29 protein-coding genes are annotated in these 25,618 nt (G+C 60.7%); 18 read left to right on the top strand and 11 right to left on the bottom strand.

Features of this window, described 5'->3' with window-relative positions; all coding sequences use genetic code 11:
- Positions 1 to 20 precede the first annotated feature (20 nt).
- Positions 21 to 422 carry a hypothetical protein gene (locus tag SJY08_RS22020; RefSeq protein WP_083229649.1) on the top strand — a complete coding sequence of 134 codons (402 nt, stop codon included), beginning with the start codon at positions 21 to 23 and terminating at the stop codon, positions 420 to 422.
- 62 nt (positions 423 to 484) lie between these two features.
- Positions 485 to 901 (top strand): OsmC family protein, encoded by a 417-nt coding sequence (locus SJY08_RS22015; RefSeq protein ID WP_377278348.1) that lies wholly within the window; start codon positions 485 to 487, stop codon positions 899 to 901.
- On the opposite strand, the gene SJY08_RS22010 is transcribed toward SJY08_RS22015, so the two are convergent.
- On the bottom strand, positions 898 to 1,338 hold the full coding sequence (locus tag SJY08_RS22010; RefSeq protein WP_377278346.1) for a DUF1810 domain-containing protein: 441 nt from the start codon (positions 1,336 to 1,338) through the stop codon (positions 898 to 900). The genes SJY08_RS22015 and SJY08_RS22010 overlap by 4 nt on opposite strands.
- Before the next feature lie 337 nt (positions 1,339 to 1,675).
- Between SJY08_RS22010 and SJY08_RS22005 the strand changes: the two genes are divergently transcribed.
- Positions 1,676 to 2,779 (top strand): DUF475 domain-containing protein, encoded by a 1,104-nt coding sequence (locus SJY08_RS22005; protein ID WP_069043057.1) that lies wholly within the window; start codon positions 1,676 to 1,678, stop codon positions 2,777 to 2,779.
- Between the two features lie 72 nt (positions 2,780 to 2,851).
- Here the strand turns inward: SJY08_RS22005 and SJY08_RS22000 are convergent, their stop codons facing one another.
- Positions 2,852 to 3,031 carry a hypothetical protein gene (locus SJY08_RS22000; protein WP_069043056.1) on the bottom strand — a complete coding sequence of 60 codons (180 nt, stop codon included), beginning with the start codon at positions 3,029 to 3,031 and terminating at the stop codon, positions 2,852 to 2,854.
- 131 nt (positions 3,032 to 3,162) lie between these two features.
- On the opposite strand from SJY08_RS22000, the gene SJY08_RS21995 reads away from it, so the two are divergent.
- The 6 genes from SJY08_RS21995 (at position 3,163) to SJY08_RS21970 (ending at position 6,431) form a co-directional block, all read left to right on the top strand.
- Entirely contained in the window at positions 3,163 to 3,330 is a 168-nt protein-coding gene (locus SJY08_RS21995) for a hypothetical protein (RefSeq protein WP_377278343.1), read from the top strand.
- A gap of 11 nt (positions 3,331 to 3,341) precedes the next feature.
- Positions 3,342 to 3,611 (top strand): hypothetical protein, encoded by a 270-nt coding sequence (locus tag SJY08_RS21990; RefSeq protein ID WP_377278341.1) that lies wholly within the window; start codon positions 3,342 to 3,344, stop codon positions 3,609 to 3,611.
- A 78-nt stretch (positions 3,612 to 3,689) separates the two neighbouring features.
- Positions 3,690 to 4,328: an exopolysaccharide biosynthesis protein gene (locus SJY08_RS21985; protein ID WP_069043054.1), complete on the top strand. Its 639-nt coding sequence runs from the start codon at positions 3,690 to 3,692 to the stop codon at positions 4,326 to 4,328.
- A 54-nt stretch (positions 4,329 to 4,382) separates the two neighbouring features.
- Positions 4,383 to 4,928, top strand: a complete 546-nt coding sequence (locus SJY08_RS21980) for a sigma-70 family RNA polymerase sigma factor (RefSeq protein ID WP_054148584.1) — start codon at positions 4,383 to 4,385, stop codon at positions 4,926 to 4,928.
- A complete protein-coding gene (locus tag SJY08_RS21975; RefSeq protein WP_300890745.1) occupies positions 4,915 to 5,688 on the top strand; it encodes an anti-sigma factor in 774 nt (257 codons plus the stop codon). Before SJY08_RS21980 ends, SJY08_RS21975 begins: the two co-directional genes overlap by 14 nt.
- A gap of 23 nt (positions 5,689 to 5,711) precedes the next feature.
- A complete protein-coding gene (locus SJY08_RS21970; RefSeq protein ID WP_054148582.1) occupies positions 5,712 to 6,431 on the top strand; it encodes a Bax inhibitor-1/YccA family protein in 720 nt (239 codons plus the stop codon).
- A gap of 86 nt (positions 6,432 to 6,517) precedes the next feature.
- Here SJY08_RS21970 and rhaI read toward each other — a convergent pair whose 3' ends face one another.
- On the bottom strand, positions 6,518 to 7,810 hold the full coding sequence (gene rhaI, locus SJY08_RS21965; RefSeq protein WP_377278337.1) for an L-rhamnose catabolism isomerase: 1,293 nt from the start codon (positions 7,808 to 7,810) through the stop codon (positions 6,518 to 6,520).
- Positions 7,811 to 7,886: 76 nt separating this feature from the next.
- Between rhaI and SJY08_RS21960 the strand changes: the two genes are divergently transcribed.
- On the top strand, positions 7,887 to 8,045 hold the full coding sequence (locus SJY08_RS21960) for a YqaE/Pmp3 family membrane protein (protein WP_069043052.1): 159 nt from the start codon (positions 7,887 to 7,889) through the stop codon (positions 8,043 to 8,045).
- Between the two features lie 39 nt (positions 8,046 to 8,084).
- Here SJY08_RS21960 and SJY08_RS21955 read toward each other — a convergent pair whose 3' ends face one another.
- On the bottom strand, positions 8,085 to 10,181 hold the full coding sequence (locus tag SJY08_RS21955; protein ID WP_377278334.1) for a bifunctional rhamnulose-1-phosphate aldolase/short-chain dehydrogenase: 2,097 nt from the start codon (positions 10,179 to 10,181) through the stop codon (positions 8,085 to 8,087).
- A 200-nt stretch (positions 10,182 to 10,381) separates the two neighbouring features.
- On the opposite strand from SJY08_RS21955, the gene SJY08_RS21950 reads away from it, so the two are divergent.
- The 7 genes from SJY08_RS21950 to SJY08_RS21920 are packed head-to-tail and all read left to right on the top strand — an operon-like array spanning position 10,382 to position 17,536.
- Positions 10,382 to 11,194, top strand: coding sequence for a DeoR/GlpR family DNA-binding transcription regulator (locus SJY08_RS21950; protein WP_054148579.1), 813 nt, complete (start codon positions 10,382 to 10,384; stop codon positions 11,192 to 11,194).
- Between the two features lie 52 nt (positions 11,195 to 11,246).
- Positions 11,247 to 12,242: a rhamnose ABC transporter substrate-binding protein gene (rhaS, locus tag SJY08_RS21945; protein WP_054148578.1), complete on the top strand. Its 996-nt coding sequence runs from the start codon at positions 11,247 to 11,249 to the stop codon at positions 12,240 to 12,242.
- Positions 12,243 to 12,301: 59 nt separating this feature from the next.
- Positions 12,302 to 13,837, top strand: a complete 1,536-nt coding sequence (locus SJY08_RS21940; RefSeq protein WP_377278331.1) for a sugar ABC transporter ATP-binding protein — start codon at positions 12,302 to 12,304, stop codon at positions 13,835 to 13,837.
- Positions 13,838 to 13,846: 9 nt separating this feature from the next.
- The gene (locus SJY08_RS21935; protein ID WP_377278329.1) at positions 13,847 to 14,839 is read left to right on the top strand and encodes an ABC transporter permease; all 993 of its coding nucleotides are present in this window, start codon (positions 13,847 to 13,849) and stop codon (positions 14,837 to 14,839) included.
- Positions 14,836 to 15,843, top strand: a complete 1,008-nt coding sequence (locus SJY08_RS21930) for an ABC transporter permease (protein ID WP_377278327.1) — start codon at positions 14,836 to 14,838, stop codon at positions 15,841 to 15,843. Before SJY08_RS21935 ends, SJY08_RS21930 begins: the two co-directional genes overlap by 4 nt.
- On the top strand, positions 15,843 to 16,166 hold the full coding sequence (rhaM, locus tag SJY08_RS21925; protein WP_377278325.1) for an L-rhamnose mutarotase: 324 nt from the start codon (positions 15,843 to 15,845) through the stop codon (positions 16,164 to 16,166). Before SJY08_RS21930 ends, rhaM begins: the two co-directional genes overlap by 1 nt.
- Positions 16,163 to 17,536, top strand: a complete 1,374-nt coding sequence (locus SJY08_RS21920; RefSeq protein ID WP_377278323.1) for an FGGY-family carbohydrate kinase — start codon at positions 16,163 to 16,165, stop codon at positions 17,534 to 17,536. The genes rhaM and SJY08_RS21920 overlap by 4 nt, the downstream gene beginning before the upstream one ends.
- 65 nt (positions 17,537 to 17,601) lie before the next feature.
- Here SJY08_RS21920 and SJY08_RS21915 read toward each other — a convergent pair whose 3' ends face one another.
- Positions 17,602 to 17,736: a hypothetical protein gene (locus SJY08_RS21915; RefSeq protein ID WP_256367274.1), complete on the bottom strand. Its 135-nt coding sequence runs from the start codon at positions 17,734 to 17,736 to the stop codon at positions 17,602 to 17,604.
- Positions 17,737 to 18,037: 301 nt separating this feature from the next.
- Here SJY08_RS21915 and SJY08_RS21910 point away from each other — a divergent pair, with 301 nt between their 5' ends.
- Entirely contained in the window at positions 18,038 to 18,967 is a 930-nt protein-coding gene (locus SJY08_RS21910) for a DMT family transporter (RefSeq protein ID WP_377278320.1), read from the top strand.
- Positions 18,968 to 19,045: 78 nt separating this feature from the next.
- On the opposite strand, the gene SJY08_RS21905 is transcribed toward SJY08_RS21910, so the two are convergent.
- The 6 genes from SJY08_RS21905 to SJY08_RS21880 form a co-directional block, all read right to left on the bottom strand.
- On the bottom strand, positions 19,046 to 20,050 hold the full coding sequence (locus SJY08_RS21905) for a TRAP transporter substrate-binding protein (protein ID WP_054148572.1): 1,005 nt from the start codon (positions 20,048 to 20,050) through the stop codon (positions 19,046 to 19,048).
- Between the two features lie 46 nt (positions 20,051 to 20,096).
- On the bottom strand, positions 20,097 to 21,374 hold the full coding sequence (locus tag SJY08_RS21900; RefSeq protein WP_054148571.1) for a TRAP transporter large permease: 1,278 nt from the start codon (positions 21,372 to 21,374) through the stop codon (positions 20,097 to 20,099).
- The gene (locus SJY08_RS21895; RefSeq protein WP_054148570.1) at positions 21,374 to 21,907 is read right to left on the bottom strand and encodes a TRAP transporter small permease; all 534 of its coding nucleotides are present in this window, start codon (positions 21,905 to 21,907) and stop codon (positions 21,374 to 21,376) included. Before SJY08_RS21895 ends, SJY08_RS21900 begins: the two co-directional genes overlap by 1 nt.
- A 6-nt stretch (positions 21,908 to 21,913) precedes the next feature.
- Positions 21,914 to 23,083: a fumarylacetoacetate hydrolase family protein gene (locus SJY08_RS21890; protein WP_377278317.1), complete on the bottom strand. Its 1,170-nt coding sequence runs from the start codon at positions 23,081 to 23,083 to the stop codon at positions 21,914 to 21,916.
- Positions 23,084 to 23,239: 156 nt separating this feature from the next.
- The gene (locus tag SJY08_RS21885) at positions 23,240 to 23,968 is read right to left on the bottom strand and encodes a FadR/GntR family transcriptional regulator (RefSeq protein WP_054148568.1); all 729 of its coding nucleotides are present in this window, start codon (positions 23,966 to 23,968) and stop codon (positions 23,240 to 23,242) included.
- A 34-nt stretch (positions 23,969 to 24,002) separates the two neighbouring features.
- The gene (locus SJY08_RS21880; RefSeq protein WP_377278708.1) at positions 24,003 to 25,460 is read right to left on the bottom strand and encodes an FAD-binding oxidoreductase; all 1,458 of its coding nucleotides are present in this window, start codon (positions 25,458 to 25,460) and stop codon (positions 24,003 to 24,005) included.
- Between the last annotated feature and the right edge of the window lie 158 nt (positions 25,461 to 25,618).

Here is a 25,618-nt window from a genome sequence, read left to right as displayed (position 1 = left end):
TTGAACGGGAGATCTTCGTTATGACCAGCAGCATGCGTGCCGGACTGATCACGCTCCTGACGATCGCGTTCATCGCCCCGGCAGCGATGGCGAACGAGCGCTTTACCGCCTCCACCATCAAGGAAGAAATCATCGGCAAGCGCATCTACCTCGCCGTGCCCTTCGGTGGCGAATTTCCGCTGAACTATCGTCCGAACGGTCAGGTGGATGGGTCGGGCGAAGCCCTAGGTCTCGGCCGCTTCGCCAAGCCGAATGACAAAGGCAAATGGTGGATCAACGGTGACCGCCTCTGTCAGCAATTTACCAGCTGGTACAAGGGGGCGCCGATGTGCTTCGAACTGATCCGCACCGGTGACAAGCGCCTGAAATGGATCCGCGACAACGGCGAAACCGGCACGGCGCGCATAGGCAACAGCATCTGACACAGCTTGTCGCGCCATCCCTCGATCCCTATTCTGAACCATCAAGCAGAATGGGGACTGGAATGGCAGATCCGAGAAGCCGCCCGATCGGCGCAACGGCGACACTTGGGCGAAGGGGTTACCCCATCATTGAATCCGCAACCGGCGGTGAGCTCGAAATCGTTACCGGGCCGACCCAGGCAGGCTTCAATCCCCTCGACCTGCTATTGGCCTCGCTTGCCGCCTGTATGAGCATGAGCGCGCGGATAGCCGCCCGCGAACTGGGCCTCACCGATGAGTTCGAGGGGCTGCAGGTCGGGGTGACTGGAGAAAAGGCGGCGGACGAGCCCTCGCGTTTCGCCTCGATCATCGTGACACTGGCTTTCGAGGGCACTCTCGATCCGCATGATCAGTCGAGGATTGCGCATCGCGCCGAGGAAATCTGCACCGTCAGCAACAGCCTCTCGATTCGCCCCATATTACTGATCAGCTCCGCCTAACCGGCGAGACGCTGCAACGTGATTGCGTCAGGCTCTCCGCCACAGAACACGTCGAGAGCCTCGCGGAAGATCGCAGCGTCGTCGGGATCGGCAGCGGCCGCAAACAGCGTCATGGATGATCGGAACTTCATGTCGTCGGGTTGACCGAAAATCTCCAAAAGGCTTCGGTCCTGATGCGCCAATACGGCCCGGGTGACCGTACGCAGGCGCTCTCCGAGGATAGCATGCGCCAGATACGCACGCGCCTCATCAAGCGACCTTAAGGCAAATCGCTGGGCAGTGGGCGATCGGCCCAACCCCTCCAGTTGCGGAAAGATGAACCACATCCAGTGACTGCGCTTCAGGCCACCCTGCAATTCCCGAAGCGCCTGTGCGTAAGTTTCCCGCTGCGCTTTGACGAAGCGCTCGAGGTCGACGAGAGAATAATCTTCAGCCATTTGAGCCTTGCTCCTCTTGCCTCAACGCTGGTCGGGAAGGCCATCGCCAATGCCTGATACGATCAACTAATCCGCCCTATCCGCCTAAATTCTTGACGTCGGACCAATGTTCGTTAACAAGAATGTGAGGCGCCGTGATTTCAGCATCACCGCGCCCAAACCTGGTGCCGGGCCCCTCTGGCGAGAGTTTACGGCGCTCTCGTGATGTCGGTACCGCCAGCAAATTTCAGCCGGCGGATTCTAGAAAAATGAACACTTGGATCATGCTTCATGCGAAGGCGTGCAGGACGCTTCGCATCTCCCCTAATTTCGCCTCCTCCAGCCTGGAGGACCGCATATGAGCACCGCAGCAGCAACGGGTGGCAATTCCACTCTCGGTTACTTCCGCTGGGCCTTCATCGTCACGGCGATTGGCCTGCTTCTCGGCGCCGTTCTCGGATGGCAGATGAGCGGCACAATCTCCGGCATGGCGACCATCTTCTTCATCTGCTCGGTCCTGGCCGTGCTTGAAATCTCCCTGTCCTTCGACAACGCCATCGTCAACGCCAACAAGCTCAAGGACATGACGCCCGTCTGGCAACGGCGCTTCCTGACCTGGGGTATCCTCATCGCCGTCTTCGGTATGCGCATCATCTTCCCGCTGTTGATCGTGGTGATCGCGGCGCAGATCGGCCCGATCGAAGCCGTGATCCTCGCCGCCCGCGAGCCCGCGGAATATGCGCGCATCATGAACGATGCGCATCTGCCGATCGCGGCCTTCGGTGGTACCTTCCTGATGATGGTCGGCCTCACCTACTTCTTCAACCAGGAGAAGGACATCCACTGGATCGAGTGGCTCGAAAGTCATATGGCGCGCTCCGCCTCGATCAAGGGCATCGAGATTGCGCTCGTGCTGCTCCTGATCCTGCTGTTCTCCAATCTTCTTGACGGCGAAGAGGCGACGACCTTCGTCTATTCGGCGATCTATGGTCTCGTGACCTTCCTCGCCGTCGAAGTTCTCGGCGGTCTGCTCGACGCCTCGCAGCGTGCCATGAGCGAAGCGGCCAAGGGTGGCCTCGGCGCCTTCATCTATCTTGAAGTGCTGGACGCCAGCTTCTCTTTCGACGGCGTCATCGGCGCCTTTGCACTGACGCAGAACCTCTTCATTATCGCGATCGGCCTTGGCATCGGCGCCATGTATGTGCGCTCGATGACCATCATGCTCGTCGAAAAGGGCACGCTCGCCGAATATCGATACCTCGAACACGGCGCCTTCTACGCCATCCTGATCCTGTCGGTGATCATGTATGTGCAGACACTGTTCCACATCCCGGAAGTGATCACCGGTCTTGGCGGTGCGGCACTCATCGGCATCTCGCTGTGGTCCTCGATCAAGTACAATCGGGAAGAGCGGGAAGAAGAAGAACGTCTCGCCGGCGAAAGCGTCGCCGAGAATATCTGACCGAGAGCGTTTGAGAAAAGTGAGAAAGGCCGGCCTTCGCGCCGGCCTTTGTCGTTTCGGATGCGCGAAGTGTCACTCCGGGCCGAGATCCGTCTTTTGCGATCCGATCTCCGGCAGCGATCCCGTGCCCGGCGTCTTCATCGGATCCTGCAGCTCCTTCTTGTCGTGAGGACCGGCCGCCGGCATGTCTTCCGCGTGAGACTTGTCCTCTTCGACCTGCCGCTTGCGCGAATGTTCGATCTCTTCAGTCATGGATGTCTCCTTTGCTGGGACATTGGAAACCTGCAAACAAGCGCCGAGGTTCCGCCCATTCGACACGACCGCGCCGGAACCGACGACGGACGACGACGTTCGATATGCATGTGAAGTGGAGGAGAGCCCGCATGACCACCGCAAAGACCACCGAAGCGCACGGCCATCAGACGCCACGCGAGGAGCACGACACCAGGAGCGATCGCCTGGAACTGTCCGAACGAGACGAAAAGGCCGACCTTGAGGACGAACCAACCCAACAGGGCGTAGATCTCGATTCCAAGCGTCGGATAGATTGAAGGCAATCACCATGAACACAGCCAATCCTCAGCTTGAAGGTCTCTATCTCGCGATTTCTGCTCTTGTCCGCCGCATGATCGCCAAGGGCCTGCTCGACCCGGATGACCTTCATCAAGCGATGGCGGAGGCCCGGCAAGCGGCGGAGCAGGATCTGCATACGTCGTCGCTCTCCGACGCCAACCGGAAGGCAGTCCTCTTTCCGATCGACCTCCTCGACAAGGCCGACGGCGACGTCGAAAGCTTCCGCGCTCTGGTCCGGCTAATCGCGGCGCGCCAGTAGCCGACCAAATGCGGGCAGGCGATCTTGCGTCGACCAAAAGCTCTCCTACATCTTGGCGGTTACAGGAGAGCCAAACCCATGACCATAATCGCGCCGCTAGACAGCACCACTGCTGAGGGCGGGGTGGCATCCAGACGATTGGCCAGGCTTCGAGCCCATGTCGCCGAAGCGGGTTCAGTAACCCTGGATGAGTTGATGTCGGCCATGGGCCGCAGCAGCATCGCCTTTGCAATCCTGATCCTCTCTCTTCCGGCGCTCACTCCCATCCCCGGTCCGTTTGGCCTCGTCTTCGGGAGTTGCCTCGCGATCATCTCGCTCCAGATCATCGCGGGTTTCAGACGCATCTGGTTGCCGCAATTTCTGGGACGACGGCAGGTTTCCGGCGGAACGATCGAACTCATGGTTCGCTACACGGCGCCCCTCGTGGCGCGCGTGGAAACTCTCCTGCGCAAAAACCGCCTGCGGCGCTTCGCCGGACCACGTGCTCAGGCATTTCTTGGCCTACCCGTTCTTTTGCTTGCCATCGCCGTCGCGCTACCGATCCCTTTCGGCAACATGCTTCCCGTGGCGGCCCTCGTGATGATCGCGCTTGGCCTTATGGAGCGGGACGGTCTGGTGACGATCCTGGGTTTGGGCATGGGCGTGATCGCACTCGGGGCGACCGGCGGCCTCGTCTATGCTGCGGCCTGGGGACTGGGCTCGATTGTCGGCCCGTGAAAAAAATCTTTTCGGCGATGGAATAGGATCGCTGTCGGCTCCGTATACTGGGGCATGACGACGAACTCGAACCCGTTCAATGTGATTGGCCAGCTCGCAGCCCTGCGACGCTACGCCCGTTCGCTCGTCAGAAATCCGGACGAGGCGGAAGACCTCGTTCATGATGCACTTATCCGGGCCCTGGAGCGCAGGTCGACCTTCAAGAGCGGGGGCAGCATCCGCAACTGGCTGATGTCCATCCTGCACAATACGCATATCGACCGCCTTCGCCGGGACCGCGCCGCCAGTCGGCGCCAGGATGCGACACTGGAGCTGACCGATATGGTGGCGCCTGCGGGTCAGGAGCATTCGGTACGGCTGGCGCAGGTACGCGACGCCTTCCTGTCTCTTCCGGAAGACCAGCGCGAAGCGCTCCATCTCGTGGCCATCGAGGAGCTTTCCTATCAGGAAGCGGCCGATGTCCTGAATATCCCCGTGGGCACGCTGATGTCCCGCGTTTCCCGCGCCCGCGCCCGGCTAAGGGCGATGGAAAGCGGCGAGGACGCGAACCTCGTGCCCCACCTCAGAATCGTTGGAGGAAACCCCGATGACCAGCAATGATCCTGTAATCGAGGCCGACCTGCACGCCTATGTCGACGACCAGCTGGATGTTGGTCGCCGTATCGAGGTCGAGGCCTATCTGTCGGAAAATCCTGCGATCGCCGCCAAGGTCATGGCCGATCTGCGTGTGCGCGACGAATTGCGGCTGGCGCTTGCGGGCATGCCAGCAGTCGTGCGTCAGGAAACGCGCGATGCGGCACGGGTGCTGGAAAGCGCCTTCAACCGTCCGCGCACGATCGACGTCATGCGGCGTGCGGCGGCAGTCGTGCTTCTCGTGGGCGCCGGCTGGATCGCCCATGGTTGGATCGCCCCCGGCAGCATCGGCGAAGTTGTGGCCTCAGTGCCGCCGCCGCAGTTCGTCGAGGAGGCCGTGCGCGCGCATCAGACGGCGGAGCTGCGGGAAAAGATGAGTTCGCAGTCCGAAACGAGCCGCTTCGATCCGGCCGAGATCCGTTCCGCCACGGCCATCGTTCTGCCGGCCATGCCGGATGACTGGACCGTGCGGGACGCCCAGATTTTCCCCTCGACCTACGGACCGAGCGTCGAGCTCGAGGTCGAGCCCCAATTCGGCGAGAGGTTGTCCCTCTTCGCCGTCAGGCCTGGCAATTTTGCCGTTCAGCAGGTGCTGCTGAAGCAGGAGGGTCAGACCAACGCAGCCTATTGGCAGATCGGCGAGGTTGCTTACGCGCTGATCTCCGAAACCCAAAACCCGGACAGGCTGGCCGAACAGGCCCGCAAGCTTGCCCGGACCCTTTACTGATCCATTCAAGGAGGTAACTGACTATGGATCCCATCCAGAACCGCTTCGGCTACGGTGCTCAGGCCCAGTCCGCAGCACTTTTCGACGAAGGTCTGCGCAAGCACATGCTGCGCGTCTACAACTACATGGGCCTAGGGCTGGTCATCACCGGCATCGTCGCCTTCGTGGTGAGCCAGACCCCGGCGCTCTACGTGCCGATCTTCTCGACCCCCTTGAAGTGGGTCGTGATGCTGGCCCCGCTCGCCTTCGTCTTCTTCTTCTCGTTCCGCATCCACGCGATGTCGGCCGCGACAGCGCAGATGGCCTTCTGGGCCTTCGCGGCCGTGATGGGTCTGTCGCTGTCGTCGGTCTTCCTGGTCTTCACCGGAACCTCGATCGCCCGCACGTTCTTCATCACCGCGACCATGTTTGGCGCAATGAGCCTCTACGGCTACACCACCAAGCGTGACCTGTCGCAGTTCGGCTCGTTCCTGATGATGGGTCTGATCGGTGTCGTCATCGCCTCGATCGTCAACATCTTCCTCGGCTCGAGCGCCCTGCAGTTCGCGATCTCGGTGATCGGCGTCGTCGTCTTCGTCGGCCTGACCGCCTGGGATACCCAGAACATCAAGCAGCAGTATGCCGAAAACTTCGACCAGGAGAGCCAGCAGAAGCTCGCCGTCTTCGGCGCGCTGTCGCTCTACCTGAACTTCGTCAACCTGTTCCAGCTGCTGCTGAGCCTCACCGGCCAGCGCGAAGAATAAGATAAAAACGCGTCGGGAGAACGCTTTGACAAGGAAACGCCCGGGTATCGCCCGGGCGTTTTCATGAGATGAAACAAAGATCCAGTTCAGACGATACCGCCGGAGCCGCCCTTGACCGCCGGACGTTCGGTCGCAACACGGGCCCGGTAGCCGCTCGCACGATAGGTCGCGACCGGATCGATCGCGCCACCGGCACGCCGCCGCGCCTCGGCTAGGATCGGCTCGACATCGGTGCGATAGGCACGTTTCAGCGTTTCGGAGGCCATCAAGGCATCGTTGTCGTTCTGATAGCCCCCGAGCGCTGCGCGATCCACAAGCAGCGCCTGGGCATAGGCACGGCGGATCTCGTTGGCGCTCGAAATCAGGCTTTCGATCGGATCTGTCACGTTATGGCTCTGGTCGATCATATGCGCCGGATGGAAGCCCTTCACACCCCGATGCTCTGCGTCAACGAGCTCGTTGAACACCAGGAACAGCCGGTAGGGTTCGACCGATCCGGCATCCAGATCGTCATCGCCATATTTGCTATCGTTGAAGTGGAAGCCGCCGAGCTTTCCGAACTGAATGAGCCGCGCAACGATCATTTCGATATTGGTGTTCGGCCCATGATGCCCGAGGTCGACGAGGCAATAGGCCTTTTCTCCCAGTGTCTGGGCGATCAGATAGTTCGTGCCCCAGTCCTGCACGACGGTGGAATAGAAGGCCGGTTCGTACATCTTGTGTTCGGAGAACAGTCGCCAGTCGTGCGGCAGCGCCTTGTAGATCTCGCGCATCGCGTCGAGATAACGCTCGAACTGGCGGGTGAAGTTGCTCTGACCGGGGAAGTTGGATCCATCACCGATCCAGACGGTCAGTGCCTTGGAGCCGAGGGCTGCACCGAGTTCGATGCACTCGATATTGTGCTCGACGGCCTGCCGGCGGGTCGCGGCATCCACATGGCTGAGCGACCCATATTTGTAGGAATGCGGCTGGTCGGCGCTATCAGAGAAAGTGTTCGAATTCATCGCGTCGAAGCCCAGCCCCAAAGCATCCGCCTTGGCCTTCAGCTCCTTCGGATCCGCCTTGTCCCAGGGGATATGCAGAGAGACTGTCGGCGTGGCGCGGGTCAGCTGCTGGATGACGCCGCAATCGTCGAGCTTGTCGAAGATGTGCCGCGGCTCTCCTTGCCCCGGAAATCGGGCAAAGCGCGTGCCGCCGGTGCCCACGCCCCAGGAAGGAACGGCGACAAAAAAGTCCGCGACCTTCGCGGTCACGCTCTCGATATCGATCGAGCTCCGCGCCAGCTTCTCGCCCAGCGCCTGGAAATCGCTGCGGTGAGCCGCCTCGCGCTTGTCATTGTCAGCCGCAACGATATCGACGGGAATTCGGATCTCGCTCATTCTTTCCTCCACCTCGCGCGAACGATTACCATCGAAGCGCGTTTATCTGCTGTCTGAATTGAAAATCGGAGCCATCATGGACGTTCTTCGCATTCTGCTTGCCATCCTCCTGCCGCCGGTCGGCGTTTTCCTCCAGGTGGGCATCGGCCTGCATTTCTGGCTGAACATCCTGCTCACGCTCTTCGGCTATATCCCGGGCATCATCCATGCCATCTGGGTGATCATCCGCAAGTAGGATCCCGCCGCGGCGCATGCGCCGCGACGGCTTGGGAGATCAGCGCGGGAAGCTCTGCGCATTGCCGGCATCGACATTGATGATGTTGCCGGTTGATTTCGCGGACAGGTCCGACGCCAGGAAGTAGATGGCTTCGGCGATGTCTTCCGGGAAAACATTCAGCTTAAGCATCGAGCGGTTGCGGTAATGCTCCTCGAGATCGGTGACTTCGATCTTCGAGGAGGCCGCCCGCTGCTCGCGCCATTCGCCGTTCCAGATCTTCGACCCACGCAGCACCGCGTCCGGATTGACCGTGTTCACCCGGATGCCGGCGTCTGCACCTTCGAGCGCCAGGCAGCGGGCGAGATGGATCTCGGCAGCCTTCGCAGTACAATAGGCGGAGGCATTGGGCGAAGAGGCAAGACCGTTCTTCGAGGCAACGAAGACGACGTTGCCGCCGAGCTTCTGACGCCGGAACAGACGGAAAGCCTCACGCGAGACGAGGAAATAGCCGGTTGCCAGGATGCTGATATTCGTGTCCCACATCGCAAGCGTCGTGTCCTCGACAGGCGCCGAAGAGGCAATCCCGGCATTCGAGACAAGGATATCCACGCCACCGAACTCCACGCAGGCTTCGGAGAAGGAGCGTATAACCGCATCCTCGCGCGTCACGTCGAGCTGAACGGAGCGGACCACATCCGCGCCATGGCGCTTCGAGAAGTCGGCGACCGTCTGCTCCAGTGCTGCAGCATCGATATCGGCCAGCACCACGCAGGCACCTTCCGCCATCAGCCGGTCGGCGGTCGCCCGGCCAATGCCGCCGGCGCCGCCGGTGACGAAGGCTACGCGTCCTGCGAGGCTCTTCGGCTTCGGCATGCGCTGCAGCTTTGCCTCTTCGAGCAGCCAGTATTCGATATCGAAAGCTTCCTGCTCCGGCAGTCCCTGATATTCGGAAACCGTCGAGGCGCCGCGCATGACGTTGATCGCATTGACATAGAACTCACCGGCAATGCGGGCCGTCGCCTTGTCCTTGGCAAAGGACAGCATGCCAACGCCCGGAACCAGGAAGATCACCGGGTTCGGATCACGGATGGCGGGCGAATTGTCGTGTTTGCAGGTCTCGTAATAGCGGGTGTAGTCGGCCCGATAGGCTTCGAGAGCCTTGTCCAGACCGGCAAGAACCGCGTCCACATCGGGCTTTGCCGGATCGAAATCGACGATCAGCGGTCGGATCTTGGTGCGCAGGAAATGGTCAGGGCAGGACGTCCCGAGGCTCCCCAGCGGCTGCAGGTTCTTCGAATTGACGAATTCCAGCACGGCATCCTGGTCGTCGAAATGCCCGAGCTTGCGCTCGCCCTTGCCGATCCGTCCGCGGATCTCGGGCATCAGACGGGCAGCAATCGTACGACGCTCGTCTGCCGGCAGGCTCTTCGATACCGCACCACCGAAGACCGTCTTGCCCTCGGTCTCCTTGGCAAACCACTCGATCGCCTTGTTGATGATCTCGAGCGTCAGGAGATAGCAGTCCTTGGCATCATCGGCCCAGGTGAACAAACCATGGCTTTCGAGCACGACGCCCTTTGCTGTCGGATTGGCCTTCACAAAGGCTTCGAGGTCGAGACCGAGCTGGAAACCCGGGCGGCGCCAGGGCAGCCATCCGATCTCGGAGCCGAAAATCTTCTGCGTCAATTCCCTGGAATTCTTCGAGGCCGCGATCGCGATGATCGCATCCGGATGCATGTGATCGACATGGGTGAAGGATACGAAACCATGCAGCGGCGTATCGATCGATGCCGCGCGCGGATTGAGGTTGAAAGTGCAATGCGGCAGGAAACCGACCATGCGGTCTTGGTCATGCACACCCTTGTAGATGCCCTTCAGCGCTTCGAGCTTGTCCTGATAGAGAGTCGCGAAACCATCGAGCTTGATCGTCCCGACGTCACCGCCAGACCCCTTGACCCAGAGCACCTTGACCGTTTCACCGGTCAGAGGATCGATCTCCATCACCTTGGCGGAGGTGTTGCCGCCGCCGTAATTGGTGATGCGCTTGTCGGCACCGAGCAGGTTGGACCTGTAAAGCAGCTTGCAGGGCTCATCGAGCGTGGCGGCATAAGCATCATCCCAACGATTTTCGAGAAGGCGGGTTTGGCCCGTCATGACATCCTCCCTGCAATTATCTCATGAACCGGCGATACCGGCTCATCTCCATCTTGTTTGCAGATATCGCGCAGCCCTCGCCTGATTGTCAATCAATTTCGATCATTAATTTTCATGTTGCGCTGCAGTATTATTATTTTTGATCGTTTCTGATTGACAGCGTAAAAACATTGCGAATAAATCAACGTCAGGAGGACCCAATGCACGAACGCGAACGCCATCGCATCATTCTGAGCGCGATCCAGGAAAAGCCTGTGATCACGGTGCAGGATATTGCCGAGCTGACCGAGGCTTCAGAAGCCACGATCCGCAGGGATATCGCGTCTCTCCATGTGCAGGGAAAGCTGAGGCGCGTCCGCGGTGGCGCAGAAGCCGTGCACCCGCCGCAGCTTGGAAATCTCGCAGCACGCCCCTTCCGCGTTTCCGAATCGGTCAACATCGACAAGAAACGCGCAATTGCGCGCGCAGCGGTCGATCTCTGCGAAGAGGGCGATTCGATCATCATCAACGGTGGCACCACTACCTTCCAGATGGTGCATTTCATGTCGGCCCGCCGCCTGCAGGTGATGACCAATTCCTTCGCCATTGCCGAGCACCTGGTGAAGCACTCGAAATGCACGGTTTCGGTTCCCGGCGGCGCGATCTATCGCGACCAGAGCCTGATCCTGTCGCCCTTCGAAAATGATGCGATCCGCAACTTCTATGCCCGCCGCATCTTCATCGGGGCCCAGGGCATCAACGCCCACGGCGTGATGGAATCGGATGCACTGGTCATCCAGAGCGAACAGAAGCTGGTGCGTCAGGCCGAAGAGCTGATCGTCATGGTCGATTCCAGCAAGTTCGCCAAGCGCTCAAGCCTGATCCTGTGTGCGCTCGACAAGGTGTCGACGATCATCACCGATGACGGAATTTCCGACGAGGCGGCCGCCATGGTCACCGACGCCGGCGTGAAGCTCATAACCGTGAAGCCCATGGCTTCATCGGCAAGGGAGGATACCTCGTCGGTCGCTTAAGAGGAGGCGCCGGGAGGGAGAGTAAAGCAGTTCATCAACCTGGGAGGAAAACATGAAACTGACGAAAATCTTGCTGGCCAGTGCCGCCATTGCACTCGCCACCATGGGCTCTGCCGCACAGGCAGCTGACATGAAAATCGCACTCGTGGTGAAGTCACTTGGTATTGGCTTCTTCGAAGCCGCCAACAAGGGCGCTCAGGAAGCAGCTGCGGAACTCGGCGGCGTAGAAGTGATCTACACCGGCCCGACCTCGACCACGGCCGAAGGCCAGATCGAAGTCATCAACTCGCTGATCGCGCAGGGCGTCGATGCCATCGCGATCTCGGCAAACGACCCGGACGCAGTTGTCCCCGCCCTCAAGAAGGCCATGGACCGCGGCATCAAGGTCATCTCGTGGGATAGCGGTGTCGCCCCAGAAGGCCGCATCATGCACCTCAACCCGTCGTCCAACGCGCTGATCGGCAAGATGTGCCTGCAGCTCGCCGCCAACCATCTGCCCGACGGCAAGGGTGACTTCGCCATCCTGTCTGCCACCACCACCTCGACCAACCAGAACATCTGGATCGAGGAGATGAAGGCACAGCTGAAGGACTTCCCCGGCCTCAACCTCGTCACGACAGTTTATGGTGATGACCTCGCCGACAAGAGCTACCGCGAAGCGAACGGCCTCCTGACCTCGCAGCCGAACGTCAAGGTCATTGTGGCCCCGACGACCGTCGGCGTTCTCGCCGCCTCCCAGGCCGTCAAGGATGCCGGCAAGATCGGCGACGTCTACGTCACCGGCCTCGGCCTCCCCTCCGAAATGGCGGGCGCCATCCAGTCGGGTGCAACGAAGGAATTCGCCATCTGGAACCCGATCGATCTCGGCTACTCCGCTACCCAGATCGCTTATCGTCTCGCCAAGGGCGAAACCGATGCGGCTCCTGGCTCGGAAATCGAAGCCGGCCGCATGGGCAAGATCAAGGTCGGTGACGGTGGCGAAGCCGCCATGGCAGACCCCTTCGTCTACAACGCCTCGAACATCGAGGAATTCTCCAAGATCTTCTGATCTCGGCGGACCAGACCCGGCGGCTCAAGCCGCCGGGATTTCACTCATTCGGTAAGCACATGATGACCGTTCAATCTGCCAAGCTCGCGGCGGGCGCGATCCCGGCTGGCGAGCCCATTCTCGAAATGCGGGGCATTTCCCAGATCTTTCCGGGTGTCAAAGCCCTGGATCGGGTCGATATCGCCCTCTATCCGGGCAAGGTGACCGCGCTGATCGGCGAGAACGGCGCCGGCAAATCGACGCTCGTCAAGATCCTGACCGGCATCTATCGCCCGAACGAGGGCGAGATCCTGATCGATGGCAAGCCAACCGCCTTCGCCAACGCCCAGGAGGCCATCGATGCCGGCGTAACAGCAATCCATCAGGAAACTGTGCTGTTCGACGAATTGACCGTCGGCGAAAACATCTTCCTCGGCCACGCGCCGCGTACCCGCTTCGGCCTGATCGACTGGCGCACCATCAACGACCGCTCCCGGGAGCTGATGACGACGCTGGAAAGCGACATCGACCCGACCACGAAATTGAAGGACTTCTCGATCGCCCAGCGCCATCTGGTGGCGATCGCCCGCGCACTCTCCGTCGATGCCCGCATCGTCATCATGGACGAACCGACGGCCGCCTTGTCGCGCAAGGAGATCGACGATCTCTTCCGCATCGTCGAAGGTCTGAAGCGCCAGGGCAAGGCGATCCTCTTCATCAGCCACAAGTTCGACGAACTCTACGAAATCGCCGACAACTACGCCGTCTTCCGCGATGGTCGCATGGTCGGTTCCGGCGTTCTCAAGGACACGCCCCAGGACGAGATCGTGCGGCAGATGGTCGGTCGCGACGTGCACGACGTCTTCCCGAAGACAGAAGCCGTGATCGGCGCACCGGTCCTGAGCGTCGTCGGCTACAGCCACGAAACCGAATTCCGCGACATCAGCTTTACCCTCAACAAGGGCGAGATCCTCGGCGTCTACGGCCTGATCGGTGCCGGCCGCTCCGAACTCTGCCAGTCGATCTTCGGCGTTAACAGGCCAAAATCCGGCAGGTTGGAACTCGAAGGTCGCGAGCTCAGCATTCGCAACACCTCGGATGCGATCACAGCCGGCATTGTCTATGTGCCCGAGGAACGGGGCCGACATGGCCTGGCGCTGGAATTGCCCATCTATCAGAACATGTCACTACCCTCACTGATCCGCACCTCGGTTGCAGGCTTCCTGAAGGCGACCAATGAGCTGAAGCTCGCCCGCCGCTTTGCCGAACGGCTCGACCTGCGCGCGGCCGCCCTCTCCGTTCCCGTCGGCACGCTCTCGGGCGGCAACCAGCAGAAGGTGGTGATCGGCAAGTGGCTCGCCACCTCACCCAAGGTCATCATTCTCGACGAACCGACCAAGGGCATCGACATCGGCTCGAAGGCTGCCGTCCACGCCTTCATCTCGGAACTCGCCGGCGAAGGCCTGTCGATCATCATGATCTCGTCCGAACTGCCGGAAATCCTCGGCATGTCGGATCGCGTCATGGTCATGCGCGAGGGCCTGCAAGCCGGCATTTTCGAGCGCGAAGGCCTGACCGCAGAGACGCTTGTGCGCGCCGCCACCGGCAATGCGTGAGGAATGACAATGCAGAACCTTTTGAAAAACCGGGAAGTGTTGCTGGGTCTGATCATCATCGGCATGATCATGAGCTTCACCACGCGCGCGCCCAATTTCGCCAACCCGGACAATCTCGTCACGATCTTCAACGACACCTCGATCCTGATCATCCTGGCGCTCGGCCAGATGGTCGTGATCCTGACCAAATCGATCGACCTCTCGGTTGCCGCCAATCTCGCCTTTACCGGCATGGCGGTCGCCATGCTCGACAGCGCCTATCCGGGCCTGCCGCTAGCACTCCTCGTTTTCATCGCAATCGGCATTGGTGCCGCCCTCGGCGCCATCAACGGCTTCCTCGTCTGGGCCTTGCAGATCCCGCCTATCGTCGTCACGCTCGGCACGCTGACCATCTATCGCGGCATGAGCTTCGTTCTCTCGGGCGGCGCCTGGGTCAATGCACACCAGATGCAGCCGGACTTTCTCGGCGTGCCGCGCCTGCCGGTGCTGGGGCTGCCGATCCTCTCCTGGGTCGCGATCGCGGTCATCCTGCTCATTGGCTTCATTCTCGCCCGCACCGCCTTCGGTCGCTCGACCTATGCCGCAGGCGGCAACCCGGTCGCGGCCATCTATGCCGGCATTGACGTCGGTCGGGCCCGCTTCCTCGCCTTCGTGCTCTCGGGCGCGCTCGCGGGCCTTTCGGGGTATCTCTGGGTTTCGCGTTATGCGGTCGCCTATGTCGACATCGCCGCCGGCTTCGAGCTCGACAGCGTGGCTGCCTGCGTCATCGGCGGCATCTCGATTGCAGGTGGCATCGGCACCGTGATCGGCACGGTGTTGGGCGCCCTCTTCCTCGGCGTCATCAAGAACGCCCTGCCCGTCATCGGCATTTCGCCCTTCGCCCAGATGGCGATCTCGGGCATCGTCATCGTGCTCGCCGTCGTCTTCAACGCCCGCGCCGAACGAAAGAAGGGCCGCATCATCCTGCGTGACCGCGCAGCCGGAAAGGAGGCGACGGCATGAGCACCGCACATGAACACACAAAGCGCGTCATCCCCGACCGCCTTGAAACGCCGTTGCGTCGACTGCTCGGCAGCTGGGAAGTGCTGCTCTTCTGCGTGGCGATCCTGATCTTCATCGCCAATTCGTTTGCCTCACCTTACTTCCTGAACGCCTGGAACCTGTCGGACGCCACCTTCAATTTCACCGAAAAGGCGCTGATCGCCTTTGCCATGGCGCTGCTGATCATCGCCGGTGAGATCGACCTCTCGGTTGCCGCGATCATTGCGCTTGCCTCGACAGCTATGGGCTATGCAGCACAGCTTGGCGTCGGGGCACCCGGTCTGGTCGCGATCGGGATCACCACCGGCCTTGCCTGCGGCGCCTTCAACGGCCTGCTGGTTGCCGGCCTGAAGCTGCCGTCGATCGTCGTGACGATCGGCACGATGAGCCTTTTCCGCGGTATTTCCTATCTGGTTCTGGGCGACCAGGCCTTCGGCAAATACCCGCCGGAATTTGCCTTCTTCGGCCAAGGTTATGTCTTCTGGGTCATCTCCTTCGAATTCGTCCTCTTCCTGGTGATGGCATTGCTCTTCGCCATCCTCCTGCACCGGACGAATTTCGGCCGCCATGTCTATGTCATCGGCAACAATCCGCTGGCAGCCCGCTTCTCCGGCATCCCGGTCGAGCGGGTGAAATTCATTCTTTTCCTTCTGACCGGCCTGATGAGCGGCATCGCCGCCGTCTGCCTGACATCGCGCCTCGGCTCGACCCGCCCCTCGATCGCTCAAGGCTGGGAGCTTGAAGTCGTCACCATGGTCGTGCTCGGCGGCGTCTCCATCCTCGGCGGTTCGGGCACCATCGTCGGCGTCGTCATCGCAGCCTTCGTCATGGGCCTCGTCACCTTCGGCCTTGGCCTTCTCAACGTGCCGGGCATCGTCATGTCGATCTTCATCGGTCTGCTCTTGATCATCACCATCGCCCTGCCGATCGTCGCCCGCCGGATCAAGCATGCGAGGAACGCCTAATGAGCGAGACCGAACGCCACGTCTTCAAGATGAAGCTCAATCCCGGCATGGAGGCCGAATACAGGAAGCGCCATGACGAGATCTGGCCTGATCTCGTCGACCTCCTGCATGATGCCGGCATCAGCGACTATACGATCCATCTCGATCCGGAAACGAACCTGCTGATCGGTGTCCTGACCCGCACTCGGAACCACACCATGGCGGACTTGCCCTCTCACCCAGTGATGAAGCGCTGGTGGGCGCATATGGCGGATATCATGGCGACCAATCCCGACAACTCCCCCTGGGCCGTCGATCTGAACCCCGTCTTTCACATGCCATGAGCCAGTCTTTCCAACGCATCGCCGTCATCGACATCGGCAAGACCAATGCCAAGGTGGTGCTGGTTGATGGGATGACCGGCACCGAACTGGCAGTCCGAAAAACCGCGAATACGGTCATCCCCGGCCCGCCCTACCCGCACTTCGATGTCGAGGCGCTTTGGGCGTTCCTGCTGGGGTCTCTGAGGGAATTCGCCGCCGGACCTGGCTTCGACGCCTTGTCGATCACCACGCATGGCGCATCGGCAGCCCTGCTGGACGACGAGGGCAGCCTTGCGATGCCGGTGCTGGACTACGAACATCTCTACCCACACGAGACAATCGAAGCCTATGGCAAGCTGCGGCCGGATTTTTCGGAGACTTTCTCGCCAGCCCTCTCCGGGGGCCTGAACGTCGGGGCGCAGTTGCACTATCAGAAGACAACTTTCCCGGACCAGTTCGACAAGGTCGCAACGATCCTCACTTATCCGCAGTACTGGGCCTACCGCCTGACGGGTGTTGTCGCCAACGAGCGGACCTCGCTTGGTTGCCACACTGACCTCTGGCACCCGTTTGAAGGGCGGTATTCGAAGCTGGTTGACACCCTTGGTATCCGCGAGCGGATGGCCCCCTTGCGCTCCGCTTTCGATGCCCTTGGGCCTATCAGACCGGAGGTGGCCCACGCGATCGGCCTGCAGATCCCGGTTCCCGTCTATTGCGGGCTTCACGATTCGAACGCCTCGCTCTTGCCGCATCTCGTGGGCTTCGGCAGCCCTTGCACTGTCGTGTCCACGGGAACTTGGGTGATCTGCTTCGGCGTCGGCGCCAAGCCGCAAAGATTGGATCCCTCGCGCGATACGCTGGTCAATGTCGACGCCAACGGTCAGGCGGTTCCTTCCGCCCGCTTCATGGGCGGACGCGAATGGGACCTTCTGACCCGCGACATGGCGGTCGTCCCCATGGAGGAGGAACTGATTGCCGCGACAGCGGTGATCGACGCAGGTTCGATGATCCTGCCGAGCGTGGTGATGGGTACCGGCCCATTCCCGGATTCGCATTTCCGTTGGATGAACGAGACGAGCTCTGTGAGCGAACGACTGGCCGCGGCCAGCCTCTACCAGGCCCTGATGACCCAAACCTGTCTCGACCTCATCGAGGCAGAGGGGCCGATCATCGTCGAGGGTCCATTTGCCGCCAATCAACTCTATCTTCGCGCGCTCCACACGCTGATGAAGCGTCCAGTCCACGCATCGGAAGCGACCACCGGCACGGCAATCGGCGCGGCCTTGCTGACGGGGATCACGATTGATGTTAAAATGCGAAGCATCGTCGACACGCTAGACGGACTGGACGATTATGCCCGGGAGTGGCGCTCAAGGGCCGGTAAAACCTAGGCCGTGACGAAGATCGTCCGGCACGGACAATAAACGTTTACCCGCTGATCCGGATGCTCAGAAACTTAAAGCGTGACGATCAGCACCGCTATAAAGCCGATCGAAACAGTCGCGGCGGCAACCGCGGCCCGCTGCCGGCAAACCTCGACAGAACGCCTGGATTTGGGGTCACCGAAAAGCTTCGCGATCGCATGTGACATGGCAGTCTCCCACGAACGGAGCCACTCATTGGCTCCGGCTGATATTGACACATTTTCGTCATAATCAGCGCCACGTCAACAATCACGACTAGATTGGTATTCTAAAGATATGCGTGTTGGGAAAATTCCTCTCTCGGGTGAGCCGGGACGTCAACGGAGTTCGCCCAGCCCGTGCGATCAGCAGGTCCAAGGCGAAACGCCACCCTTGTGGTCTTGTCAACCGACGGCCCATCAGCCAATACAACTGTTGAATTGTCAGACAACATGACAGACGAGAGTTGTACGCTTGTAAGGAGGAGCCATGACAACGCACACGACAGATGAGGCTTCGCGAAGGGCACTCGGACTGGCCGGGATGGCAGGCCCTGCAGTCATGCTGCTCGGAATGCTGCTCTTTGCGATGAACGATGCCATGGGCAAGTGGCTGGTGGCAAGTTACGGCCTCGGCCAGGTCATCCTGATCCGCAGCATTGCAGCACTTCTGATCCTTGCGCCCTTCCTCTGGATGGCCGGCCTGAAGCCGATCGTCGAGGCGGAGAGACCCTGGCTGCAGTTCACGCGCGTCGTGCTTTCGACGCTGGAACTCTTCTGTTTCTACTACGCGGTCATGTATCTGCCGCTGGCCGATGTCATGACCTACTGGCTCGCAGCGCCGATCTATGTGGCGGCGGCAGCGCCCTTCCTGCTGGGAGAAAAGGTCGGCTGGCGGCGCTGGTCCGCAATTGCTATCGGCTTCATCGGGGTCGTGATCACGCTCGAGCCGTCGAGCGCCATGTTCACCACACCCGCTCTGATCTCGATCATCGGCACTGCCGCCTTCGCTTTCATGATGCTCTCGGGCCGCAGCCTGCGCGGCACGCCGGACAAGACGCTTGTACTGTTCCAGACGGGTGGAGCCGCAGTGGTCGGCCTGATTGCCGCCCCCTTCGGCTGGACACCGATCACGTCGGTGAATGAAATCCTGTTGCTGGGGCTTCTCGGCATCGTTGCCATGAGCGCGCACATGCTGGTCAACCGCGCCTTGAAAATCTCGGACGCCGCGACCGTCGCGCCGCTCCAATACACACTGCTGCTATGGGCTGTTGTCTTCGGCTATTTCTTCTTCGGCGAAGTGCCTCGACTGACAATGATCGTCGGTGCGACCCTCATCGTCGGATCGGGCCTGTTCATCTTCTTCCGTGAGCAGCAATTGAAGAAGCGGGACAAGGTCCTGCCCTCGGCCCCCAAATGATCAACTAAAAAGCCCGCAGCGGTTTCCCGCTGCGGGCTTCTTCTGGTGCGGCGCTCAAGAGCGCCACGACCAGGGAGGTCACTTACGGAGTTCGGCGAGCTTGGCGAGAATGTCGTCCACCACCTCGGCACCGATCGTCTCCTTGTGCTTTTCATAGACGATCATGGACTTTTCGCGGATGCGCTGCTGCTCTTCAGGCGAAAGCGTGTTCACCTCAAGGCCGGCTGCCTTGATCTTCTCCAGCGACTGCTTGTTGAGGTCGGCGATAACCGATCGCTCGACATCACGGCCAACCGTTGCGCATTCGCGCAAGGCCGCCTGTTCTTCCGGCGTATAGGTATCGAAGATCGCCTTGGAGAACAGGAAGAGGAACGGCGTATAGGCGTGGTTCGTCTCGGTGATGTATTTCTGCACCTCGAAGAACTTAGAGGTGTCGATCGTCACATAGGGGTTTTCCTGGGCGTCGATGGTCTTGGTCTCGAGTGCCGAGAAAACTTCGCCGAATGCCATCGGGGTAGCGTTTGCGCCGAGGTTCTGGAAGGTATCGAGAAAGATGTTGTTCTGCATGACGCGAACCTTCATCCCTTCGAAGTCTTCCCACTTCGTCACCGGACGAACCGAGTTGGACAGGTTGCGGAAACCGTTCTCCCAATAGCCGAGGTTCACGAGGCCAACGGCTTCGAGCTTCTGGTTCATCATGTCGCCGAACTCGCCGTCGAGTACCTTGTAGGCCTCGTCAGCGGAGCCAAACAGGAACGGCAGGTCGAAGACACCAAGCGCCGGCTCGATGCCGACGAGAGGCGACGAAGACGTCACCACGGCTTCCTGGACGCCCGAACGCAGAGCCTGGGTCGCCTGGAGGTCGCCACCGAGGGCACCGCCCCAGAACGCCTGCAGCTTCAGCTTGCCACCGGACTTGTCATCCAGGCACTTCTGCATGGCCTCGATGCCGTTCCCGACAGGGTGATCGGCATTGATGCCGTTCGATACGCGGATGGTGCGGTCGTTGAATTCCGCAAAAGCTGGAACGGCTCCGGAAACGGCGAATGCCAGTGCTGTCGTTGCGAGTAGTATCTTCCTCATGGTGTATCCTCCCTTGGATTTTAATGAGTTGGTTGAACTTCGTTCCTCACCGTAGCCACTGCGCCGGCACGATGACGATCTCGGGAAATATGACGAGCAATACGAGAACGAGCACCTGCGCGAGCAGGAACGGAACAATGCCCGTCACGACTTTGCCGAGCGGTACGCGCCCGACCCCGCTGACCACGTTGAGCACCACGCCAACGGGCGGCGTGATCAAGCCGATGCAGCAGTTCATGATGAACATGACGCCGAAATAGACCGGATCGATGCCCGCCTGCTTGATGATCGGCATCAGCACGGGTGTCAGGATCAGGATGGTCGGTGTCAGGTCCAATGCGGTTCCGACGACGAGAACCAGTGCCATGATGACGAACATCAGTAGCATCGGCCGATCGATCAGAGGTTCGATGTAGCGCGTGATCTCGCCGGGAATATTGGCCGCAGTGATCAACCAGGCGGAGACCAGGGCCGCGCACACCAGGAACATGATGATCGAGGTTGTCTTGGCCGCCTGCAGGATGACCCGCGGCAGATCTCTCGGCTTCAGTTCCCGATAGATCACCATGCCGACGAACATGGCATAGGCAGCCGCAATGACAGCCGCCTCCGTAGGCGTCACCACCCCGGCCTTGATCCCTCCCAGGATGATAACCGGCATGCCGAGCGCCCAAGCCGCACGCCCTGTGGCTCGCAAGCGCTCTTTCGCCGGCGCCTTCGGCAAGGGCTTCACGTTGTCCTTGCGAACCACGATCTGCCAGGCAATGACAAGCGCGATCCCCATCAACATGCCCGGCACGATCCCCGCCATGAAGAGCTGTGTGATCGACACATTCGCGGCAACACCGAAAACGATGAACGCCATCGACGGCGGGATGACGGGTGCGATGATACCACCGGACGCAATGAGGCCGGCAGAGCGCGGCACGTTGTATCCCGCCTTTGCCATCATCGGGATCAGGATTGCGGCCAGAGCTGCCGTATCGGCAGCGGCCGAGCCTGAGATGCTGGCCATGATCACGGCGGCCATGATGGCAACGATACCGAGGCCGCCACGGATGTGGCCAACGCAGGCAATCGCAAACTCGATGATGCGCCGCGACAGGCCGCCGGAATTCATCAACTCGCCGGCCAGCACGAAGAACGGGATGGCGAGCAGCGTGAACGTGTCGGCGCCCGCGATCATGTTCTGCGCGATGATCTGGCTGTTGAACATGCCCATGTACCACATGAGCGTCACGCCGCAGAACATCAGAGCGAAGGCGACCGGAACGCCAATGGCCATGGCGCCGAGGAGCGAGGTGATAAAGACAAGAAGGGTCATCAGGCGCGCTCCACCAGCTTCTCAATGCCGTGGTGTTCGCCTGCAAAGGCTGCGATTTCACTTTCGGTGACACGCCCGGTGACCAGACGGAAGAGGCGTTCGAGCGCGATCAGACTACAGCCGGCGCCGGTGAAGAAGCCGATACCGTAGACCCAGCCCATGGAAAGTCCCGTAACGGGTGCGCTCATGCTGGCATTGATCGGCAACTGCTTCCAGGTTCCCCAGAAGAAGATGGCAGAAACGCCGAAAATGAGGAGATTGGACAAGATCATGCAGATGACCCGGCCGCGCCGACCGAATAGGGCCACCAGACTTTCCACGCCCATGTGTCCGTATTCGCGAAAGCCGACGACTGCGCCGACAAAGGTCAACCATACGAAGAAATAGCGGGCCATTTCATCCGAGACAGTCAGGCCGGAGTTGAAGCCGTAACGCAGAATGACATTGACGAAGACCATGATCGCCATGCCCGACAAGAGCAGGATCAGAAGCAATTCGAGGAATTTGTAGAAGAGATCGACAATTCTGGTCATACGCCCTCACGCCTTGTCGAGCAGGCCGCGCTGGGCCAGGTTGCGGAAAAGAGCACGTGTTCCGAAGGTCCATTCCGGGCAGGCATCCGTGCGATCGACCCAGTTGACCAGACGACCAAGCGTTGGTGTCGCAATCTCGACGCGATCGCCAACCTCATGCGTGAAGCCTTGGCCAGCACCACGGCGATCCTTGACCGGCGCGAACATGGTGCCGAGGAACAGAACAGCACCATCGGGGTATTGGTGGTTTCGGTTGCGCAATTGGGCAACAAGGTTCTCAGGCGCCCGGCTGATCGCTTCCATCGGACTTTCCCCCGTCATTTCAAAGCCGTCCTCGCCGCGCACGAGCAGCGAGACGCGAACCTTGCGCAGCACGTCCATCGTGAAGCTGCCATGGAAAAGCCGGACGAAGGGCCCTATCGAACACGAGGCATTATTGTCCTTCGCCTTCCCCAGGAGCAGCGCCGACCGGCCCTCGACATCTCGCAGGTTCACATCGTTGCCGAGCGTCGCGCCGATGATCTTGCCATCGGAACGAACGGCAAGAACGATTTCGGGCTCCGGATTGTTCCATTGGGAAATCGGATGAATGCCGACAGTATCGCCACAGGTGACCGACGACATCGGCTGAGCCTTGGTGAAGATCTCCGCGTCGCGGCCGATCCCGACCTCCAGATATTGCGACCAGAGGCCCATGTCCTGCAGCAGTGTTTTCACCTTCGCCGCCTGCTCGGAGCCGGCGACCAGTCCCCGCAAGCTGTCGCCCAAAACGGGTGCAAGCTTCTCGCGGATGGCCTGGGCACGCCCGGCATCGCCCTTCGCCTGCTCCTCGATCACCCGCTCCAGCATGCTATCTGCGAAGGTGACGCCGGCGGCCTTGACGGCTTGAAGATCAATGGGGGCGAGCAGATGACCGGCCTCGCCGGACAGGAACTGGTTGAGCGTGCCCAGAGCAGGCAGGTTCTCCTCAGCCATCAAGCGCTCGGCGAGATCTTCAAACTCGAACAGTCCGGAAACCGTGGAGGCAAGACCCGTCAGGTCACAGAGGGTGCCGTTGCGCACGATTACCGGGCAAGGACCCGCGGCGGCCTTCGACCAAACCCTGCCGACCAGCACAGCCTGGGAGGAATCTTCCGGCAGAATATAGACGGATTCGAGACTTTGACGGCGCTGCAAGACGGACCTCCTCCTTGTCCTCCGGCATGAACGACCCTGTCGCCTGCCATATTGTCAGGATGTCTGACAACTCTTGATGCAAATTCATAGGGTCAGATTTGACGCCTGTCTACCCCGGACGACAGACTTGTGGACAAAGCCGCCGCGCGAACCGCGTCAGAATTGCTCGAGGCTGAGATCGATCCGGCTTGCAGCACCGTGCAGATGGGCGCGCATGGCCTCGCGTGCGCCCGCACCGTCGCGCCTGGCGATCGCGTCTCTCAGCCGGACATGTTCGGCGATAGTCACTTCAACGATTTCCTCAAGCACGGCGCGGGAGCGTGCCGCATCGATCGCCAGGCTGATGCGCTCGGCGATGAAGCCGATGAACAGCGCGAAATACTCGTTGTGTGTCGCCTCGGCGACGGCCCGGTGGAAGGCGAGATCGGCGACGATGCCCTGCTCCGTCCACTTCTCGGCCCCCGTCATGCGCGACAGCGCCTCGTCGATCTTCGCAAGATCCTCCGAGGTGTGGTGCACGGCGGCGAGCCCCGCCGCTTCGATTTCGAGTGGCACACGCAGCTGGAAAAGCGCGCGAAAGCTCTGAGGCTCGGAGAGTTCGCCATCCTTGATACGGATCGGTCTGGCCGAAGGTTCGCTGACGAAGGCACCGACACCCTGCCGGGTCTCCACCAGGCCTTCGTTCCGCAACTGCGCGATGGCCTCGCGCACGACAGAGCGGCTGACGCCGAGCGTCTTGGCCAGCACATGCTCGGTCGGCAATCGCTCGCCGGGCTTAAGACGCCCCTGGCTGATCTCATCGGCCAATTGCGCGGCAATTCGGGCCGGAAGGTGCTCACTGCGCCTGATCTGTCCGAAATTCAATTGCCCGAGGTCGATCGACATGCCCGCTGGTCTCCTTGCCACCCGCTCCGGTATTTCACGAATCCGCACTCGAATTCAATTGGCAACCGGGGTTCATGACCCCGGAGGGATCGATGGTCTGCTTGATCGCAGTCAGGAGTTTCAGCTGCGTGGCCGGCACACGCGAGAGAAAGTCCGGCTTCTTCAGGCGACCGATGCCGTGCTCGGCGCTGATCGAACCTTGGAAACCATCCAGAACATCATTCACGACATTTTTCGCCGTGTAGATCCTCGCGGCCACCTCGTCGCGGGAAAGACCCGAGGGCGGCAACACGTTGAGATGGACATTGCCGTCACCGACATGACCGTAGGAAACGCAGGTGCAATCCGGCAAGCGCGCTGCGATGGCCGCTTCAGCCTGCTCAACGAACTCCGGAAGTCGCGACAGGGGCACGGACACATCCGTTCGCAGATGCGGCCCACGTTTGGCCTGCCCCTCATTCATCCCCTCGCGGAAGAGCCAGAGAGAGCGGGCCTGGCTCCGCGACGTTGCGACGACGCCGTCCAGCACCAGGCCGTCCTCCAGCACGCCTTCAAGAAAGCGGTGCATCAGGTCTTCGATATCGACAAGGCCGGAACCCGAGATCTCAAGCAGCACATAGGCCGGATAATCGGCGCTCATCGGCATGGCGAGATCAGGAATTGCTTCTTGCGCGAGGGTGAAGGCGATCGGCGGCATGAACTCGAAGGCCGACATGAGGTCGCAGCAGTCTCGTCGCGCACGCCGGTAGAGCGTGATCGCATCCGACAATGCTCCGAGACCCAGCAAAGCCGTCGCAACCTTCTCAGCCGGCGGAGCAAGCTTGAAGGCAGCGGCGGTGACGATACCAAGCGTGCCCTCCGCCCCGATGAACAACTGCTTTAGATCGACCCCGCGATTGTCTTTGCGCAGCGTGGACAAACCTTCGAAAATCGAGCCATCGGGCAGGACGACTTCGAGACCAAGCACGAGTTCGCGCGTCATACCGTAGCGCAACACGTTGATGCCGCCCGCATTCGTCGAGACATTGCCGCCGATCCGGCAGGAACCCTGCGCACCGAGCGCAAGCGGGAAGTAGAGCCCTGCATCCTCTACCTTGTCCTTGAAATCCTGCAGGATGACACCCGCCTCAACGACGGCCGAGAAATCATCCGCATCGATGCGGCGGATCGCCGTCATGCGCTCGAGACTGACGACAACCTGGCTCGCCGGTGCATCGGGAATGCCCCCGAGAACCAGCCCCGTATTGCCGCCTTGCGGCACGATCGTTAGCCCCAGTGAGCGGATGGTGCGAACGGCAAGGGAGACCTCCTCAGTCGTTCGTGGACGGACAACCGCCACAGCGCCGGTCGTGACATCCCCATGCCAATCCCGGCAGTAGCGCTCGACCTCGGCGCCGACGACGACCATGTCAGGTCCGAGCACCTCGATGAGGCTGGGAATCGGGTTGCCCGCCATGCTCCACAAATCCTTGCCTTCGATTGCGCTTTCCATGGCCATCATCAGTCTCCCCGTCGGCCCATCTGGAGATGGACAAAAAATTCGGTTTCCACGAGAATGATATAAGGTTATCAGACAACCTTACAAATAGTTTTTGAAGAAGGCCCTTGTGCAGATGCACGCAGGGTCGAAGAATGACATGGGAGGACTTT

The organism is Rhizobium sp. R86522 (genome assembly GCF_042466255.1).
Taxonomy (GTDB): domain Bacteria; phylum Pseudomonadota; class Alphaproteobacteria; order Rhizobiales; family Rhizobiaceae; genus Allorhizobium.
This window is presented reverse-complemented; position numbering and strand designations above follow the sequence as displayed.

What these genes read in the sequence shown, in the direction of transcription:
- SJY08_RS22020 (WP_083229649.1), top strand. Translation starts at nt 21, where the DNA reads ATGACCAGCAGCATGCGTGCCGGACTGATCACGCTCCTGACGATCGCG.
- SJY08_RS22015 (WP_377278348.1), top strand. Translation starts at nt 485, where the DNA reads ATGGCAGATCCGAGAAGCCGCCCGATCGGCGCAACGGCGACACTTGGG.
- SJY08_RS22010 (WP_377278346.1), bottom strand. Translation starts at nt 1,338, where the DNA reads ATGGCTGAAGATTATTCTCTCGTCGACCTCGAGCGCTTCGTCAAAGCG.
- SJY08_RS22005 (WP_069043057.1), top strand. Translation starts at nt 1,676, where the DNA reads ATGAGCACCGCAGCAGCAACGGGTGGCAATTCCACTCTCGGTTACTTC.
- SJY08_RS22000 (WP_069043056.1), bottom strand. Translation starts at nt 3,031, where the DNA reads ATGACTGAAGAGATCGAACATTCGCGCAAGCGGCAGGTCGAAGAGGAC.
- SJY08_RS21995 (WP_377278343.1), top strand. Translation starts at nt 3,163, where the DNA reads ATGACCACCGCAAAGACCACCGAAGCGCACGGCCATCAGACGCCACGC.
- SJY08_RS21990 (WP_377278341.1), top strand. Translation starts at nt 3,342, where the DNA reads ATGAACACAGCCAATCCTCAGCTTGAAGGTCTCTATCTCGCGATTTCT.
- SJY08_RS21985 (WP_069043054.1), top strand. Translation starts at nt 3,690, where the DNA reads ATGACCATAATCGCGCCGCTAGACAGCACCACTGCTGAGGGCGGGGTG.
- SJY08_RS21980 (WP_054148584.1), top strand. Translation starts at nt 4,383, where the DNA reads ATGACGACGAACTCGAACCCGTTCAATGTGATTGGCCAGCTCGCAGCC.
- SJY08_RS21975 (WP_300890745.1), top strand. Translation starts at nt 4,915, where the DNA reads ATGACCAGCAATGATCCTGTAATCGAGGCCGACCTGCACGCCTATGTC.
- SJY08_RS21970 (WP_054148582.1), top strand. Translation starts at nt 5,712, where the DNA reads ATGGATCCCATCCAGAACCGCTTCGGCTACGGTGCTCAGGCCCAGTCC.
- rhaI (WP_377278337.1), bottom strand. Translation starts at nt 7,810, where the DNA reads ATGAGCGAGATCCGAATTCCCGTCGATATCGTTGCGGCTGACAATGAC.
- SJY08_RS21960 (WP_069043052.1), top strand. Translation starts at nt 7,887, where the DNA reads ATGGACGTTCTTCGCATTCTGCTTGCCATCCTCCTGCCGCCGGTCGGC.
- SJY08_RS21955 (WP_377278334.1), bottom strand. Translation starts at nt 10,181, where the DNA reads ATGACGGGCCAAACCCGCCTTCTCGAAAATCGTTGGGATGATGCTTAT.
- SJY08_RS21950 (WP_054148579.1), top strand. Translation starts at nt 10,382, where the DNA reads ATGCACGAACGCGAACGCCATCGCATCATTCTGAGCGCGATCCAGGAA.
- rhaS (WP_054148578.1), top strand. Translation starts at nt 11,247, where the DNA reads ATGAAACTGACGAAAATCTTGCTGGCCAGTGCCGCCATTGCACTCGCC.
- SJY08_RS21940 (WP_377278331.1), top strand. Translation starts at nt 12,302, where the DNA reads ATGATGACCGTTCAATCTGCCAAGCTCGCGGCGGGCGCGATCCCGGCT.
- SJY08_RS21935 (WP_377278329.1), top strand. Translation starts at nt 13,847, where the DNA reads ATGCAGAACCTTTTGAAAAACCGGGAAGTGTTGCTGGGTCTGATCATC.
- SJY08_RS21930 (WP_377278327.1), top strand. Translation starts at nt 14,836, where the DNA reads ATGAGCACCGCACATGAACACACAAAGCGCGTCATCCCCGACCGCCTT.
- rhaM (WP_377278325.1), top strand. Translation starts at nt 15,843, where the DNA reads ATGAGCGAGACCGAACGCCACGTCTTCAAGATGAAGCTCAATCCCGGC.
- SJY08_RS21920 (WP_377278323.1), top strand. Translation starts at nt 16,163, where the DNA reads ATGAGCCAGTCTTTCCAACGCATCGCCGTCATCGACATCGGCAAGACC.
- SJY08_RS21915 (WP_256367274.1), bottom strand. Translation starts at nt 17,736, where the DNA reads ATGTCACATGCGATCGCGAAGCTTTTCGGTGACCCCAAATCCAGGCGT.
- SJY08_RS21910 (WP_377278320.1), top strand. Translation starts at nt 18,038, where the DNA reads ATGACAACGCACACGACAGATGAGGCTTCGCGAAGGGCACTCGGACTG.
- SJY08_RS21905 (WP_054148572.1), bottom strand. Translation starts at nt 20,050, where the DNA reads ATGAGGAAGATACTACTCGCAACGACAGCACTGGCATTCGCCGTTTCC.
- SJY08_RS21900 (WP_054148571.1), bottom strand. Translation starts at nt 21,374, where the DNA reads ATGACCCTTCTTGTCTTTATCACCTCGCTCCTCGGCGCCATGGCCATT.
- SJY08_RS21895 (WP_054148570.1), bottom strand. Translation starts at nt 21,907, where the DNA reads ATGACCAGAATTGTCGATCTCTTCTACAAATTCCTCGAATTGCTTCTG.
- SJY08_RS21885 (WP_054148568.1), bottom strand. Translation starts at nt 23,968, where the DNA reads ATGTCGATCGACCTCGGGCAATTGAATTTCGGACAGATCAGGCGCAGT.
- SJY08_RS21880 (WP_377278708.1), bottom strand. Translation starts at nt 25,460, where the DNA reads ATGGAAAGCGCAATCGAAGGCAAGGATTTGTGGAGCATGGCGGGCAAC.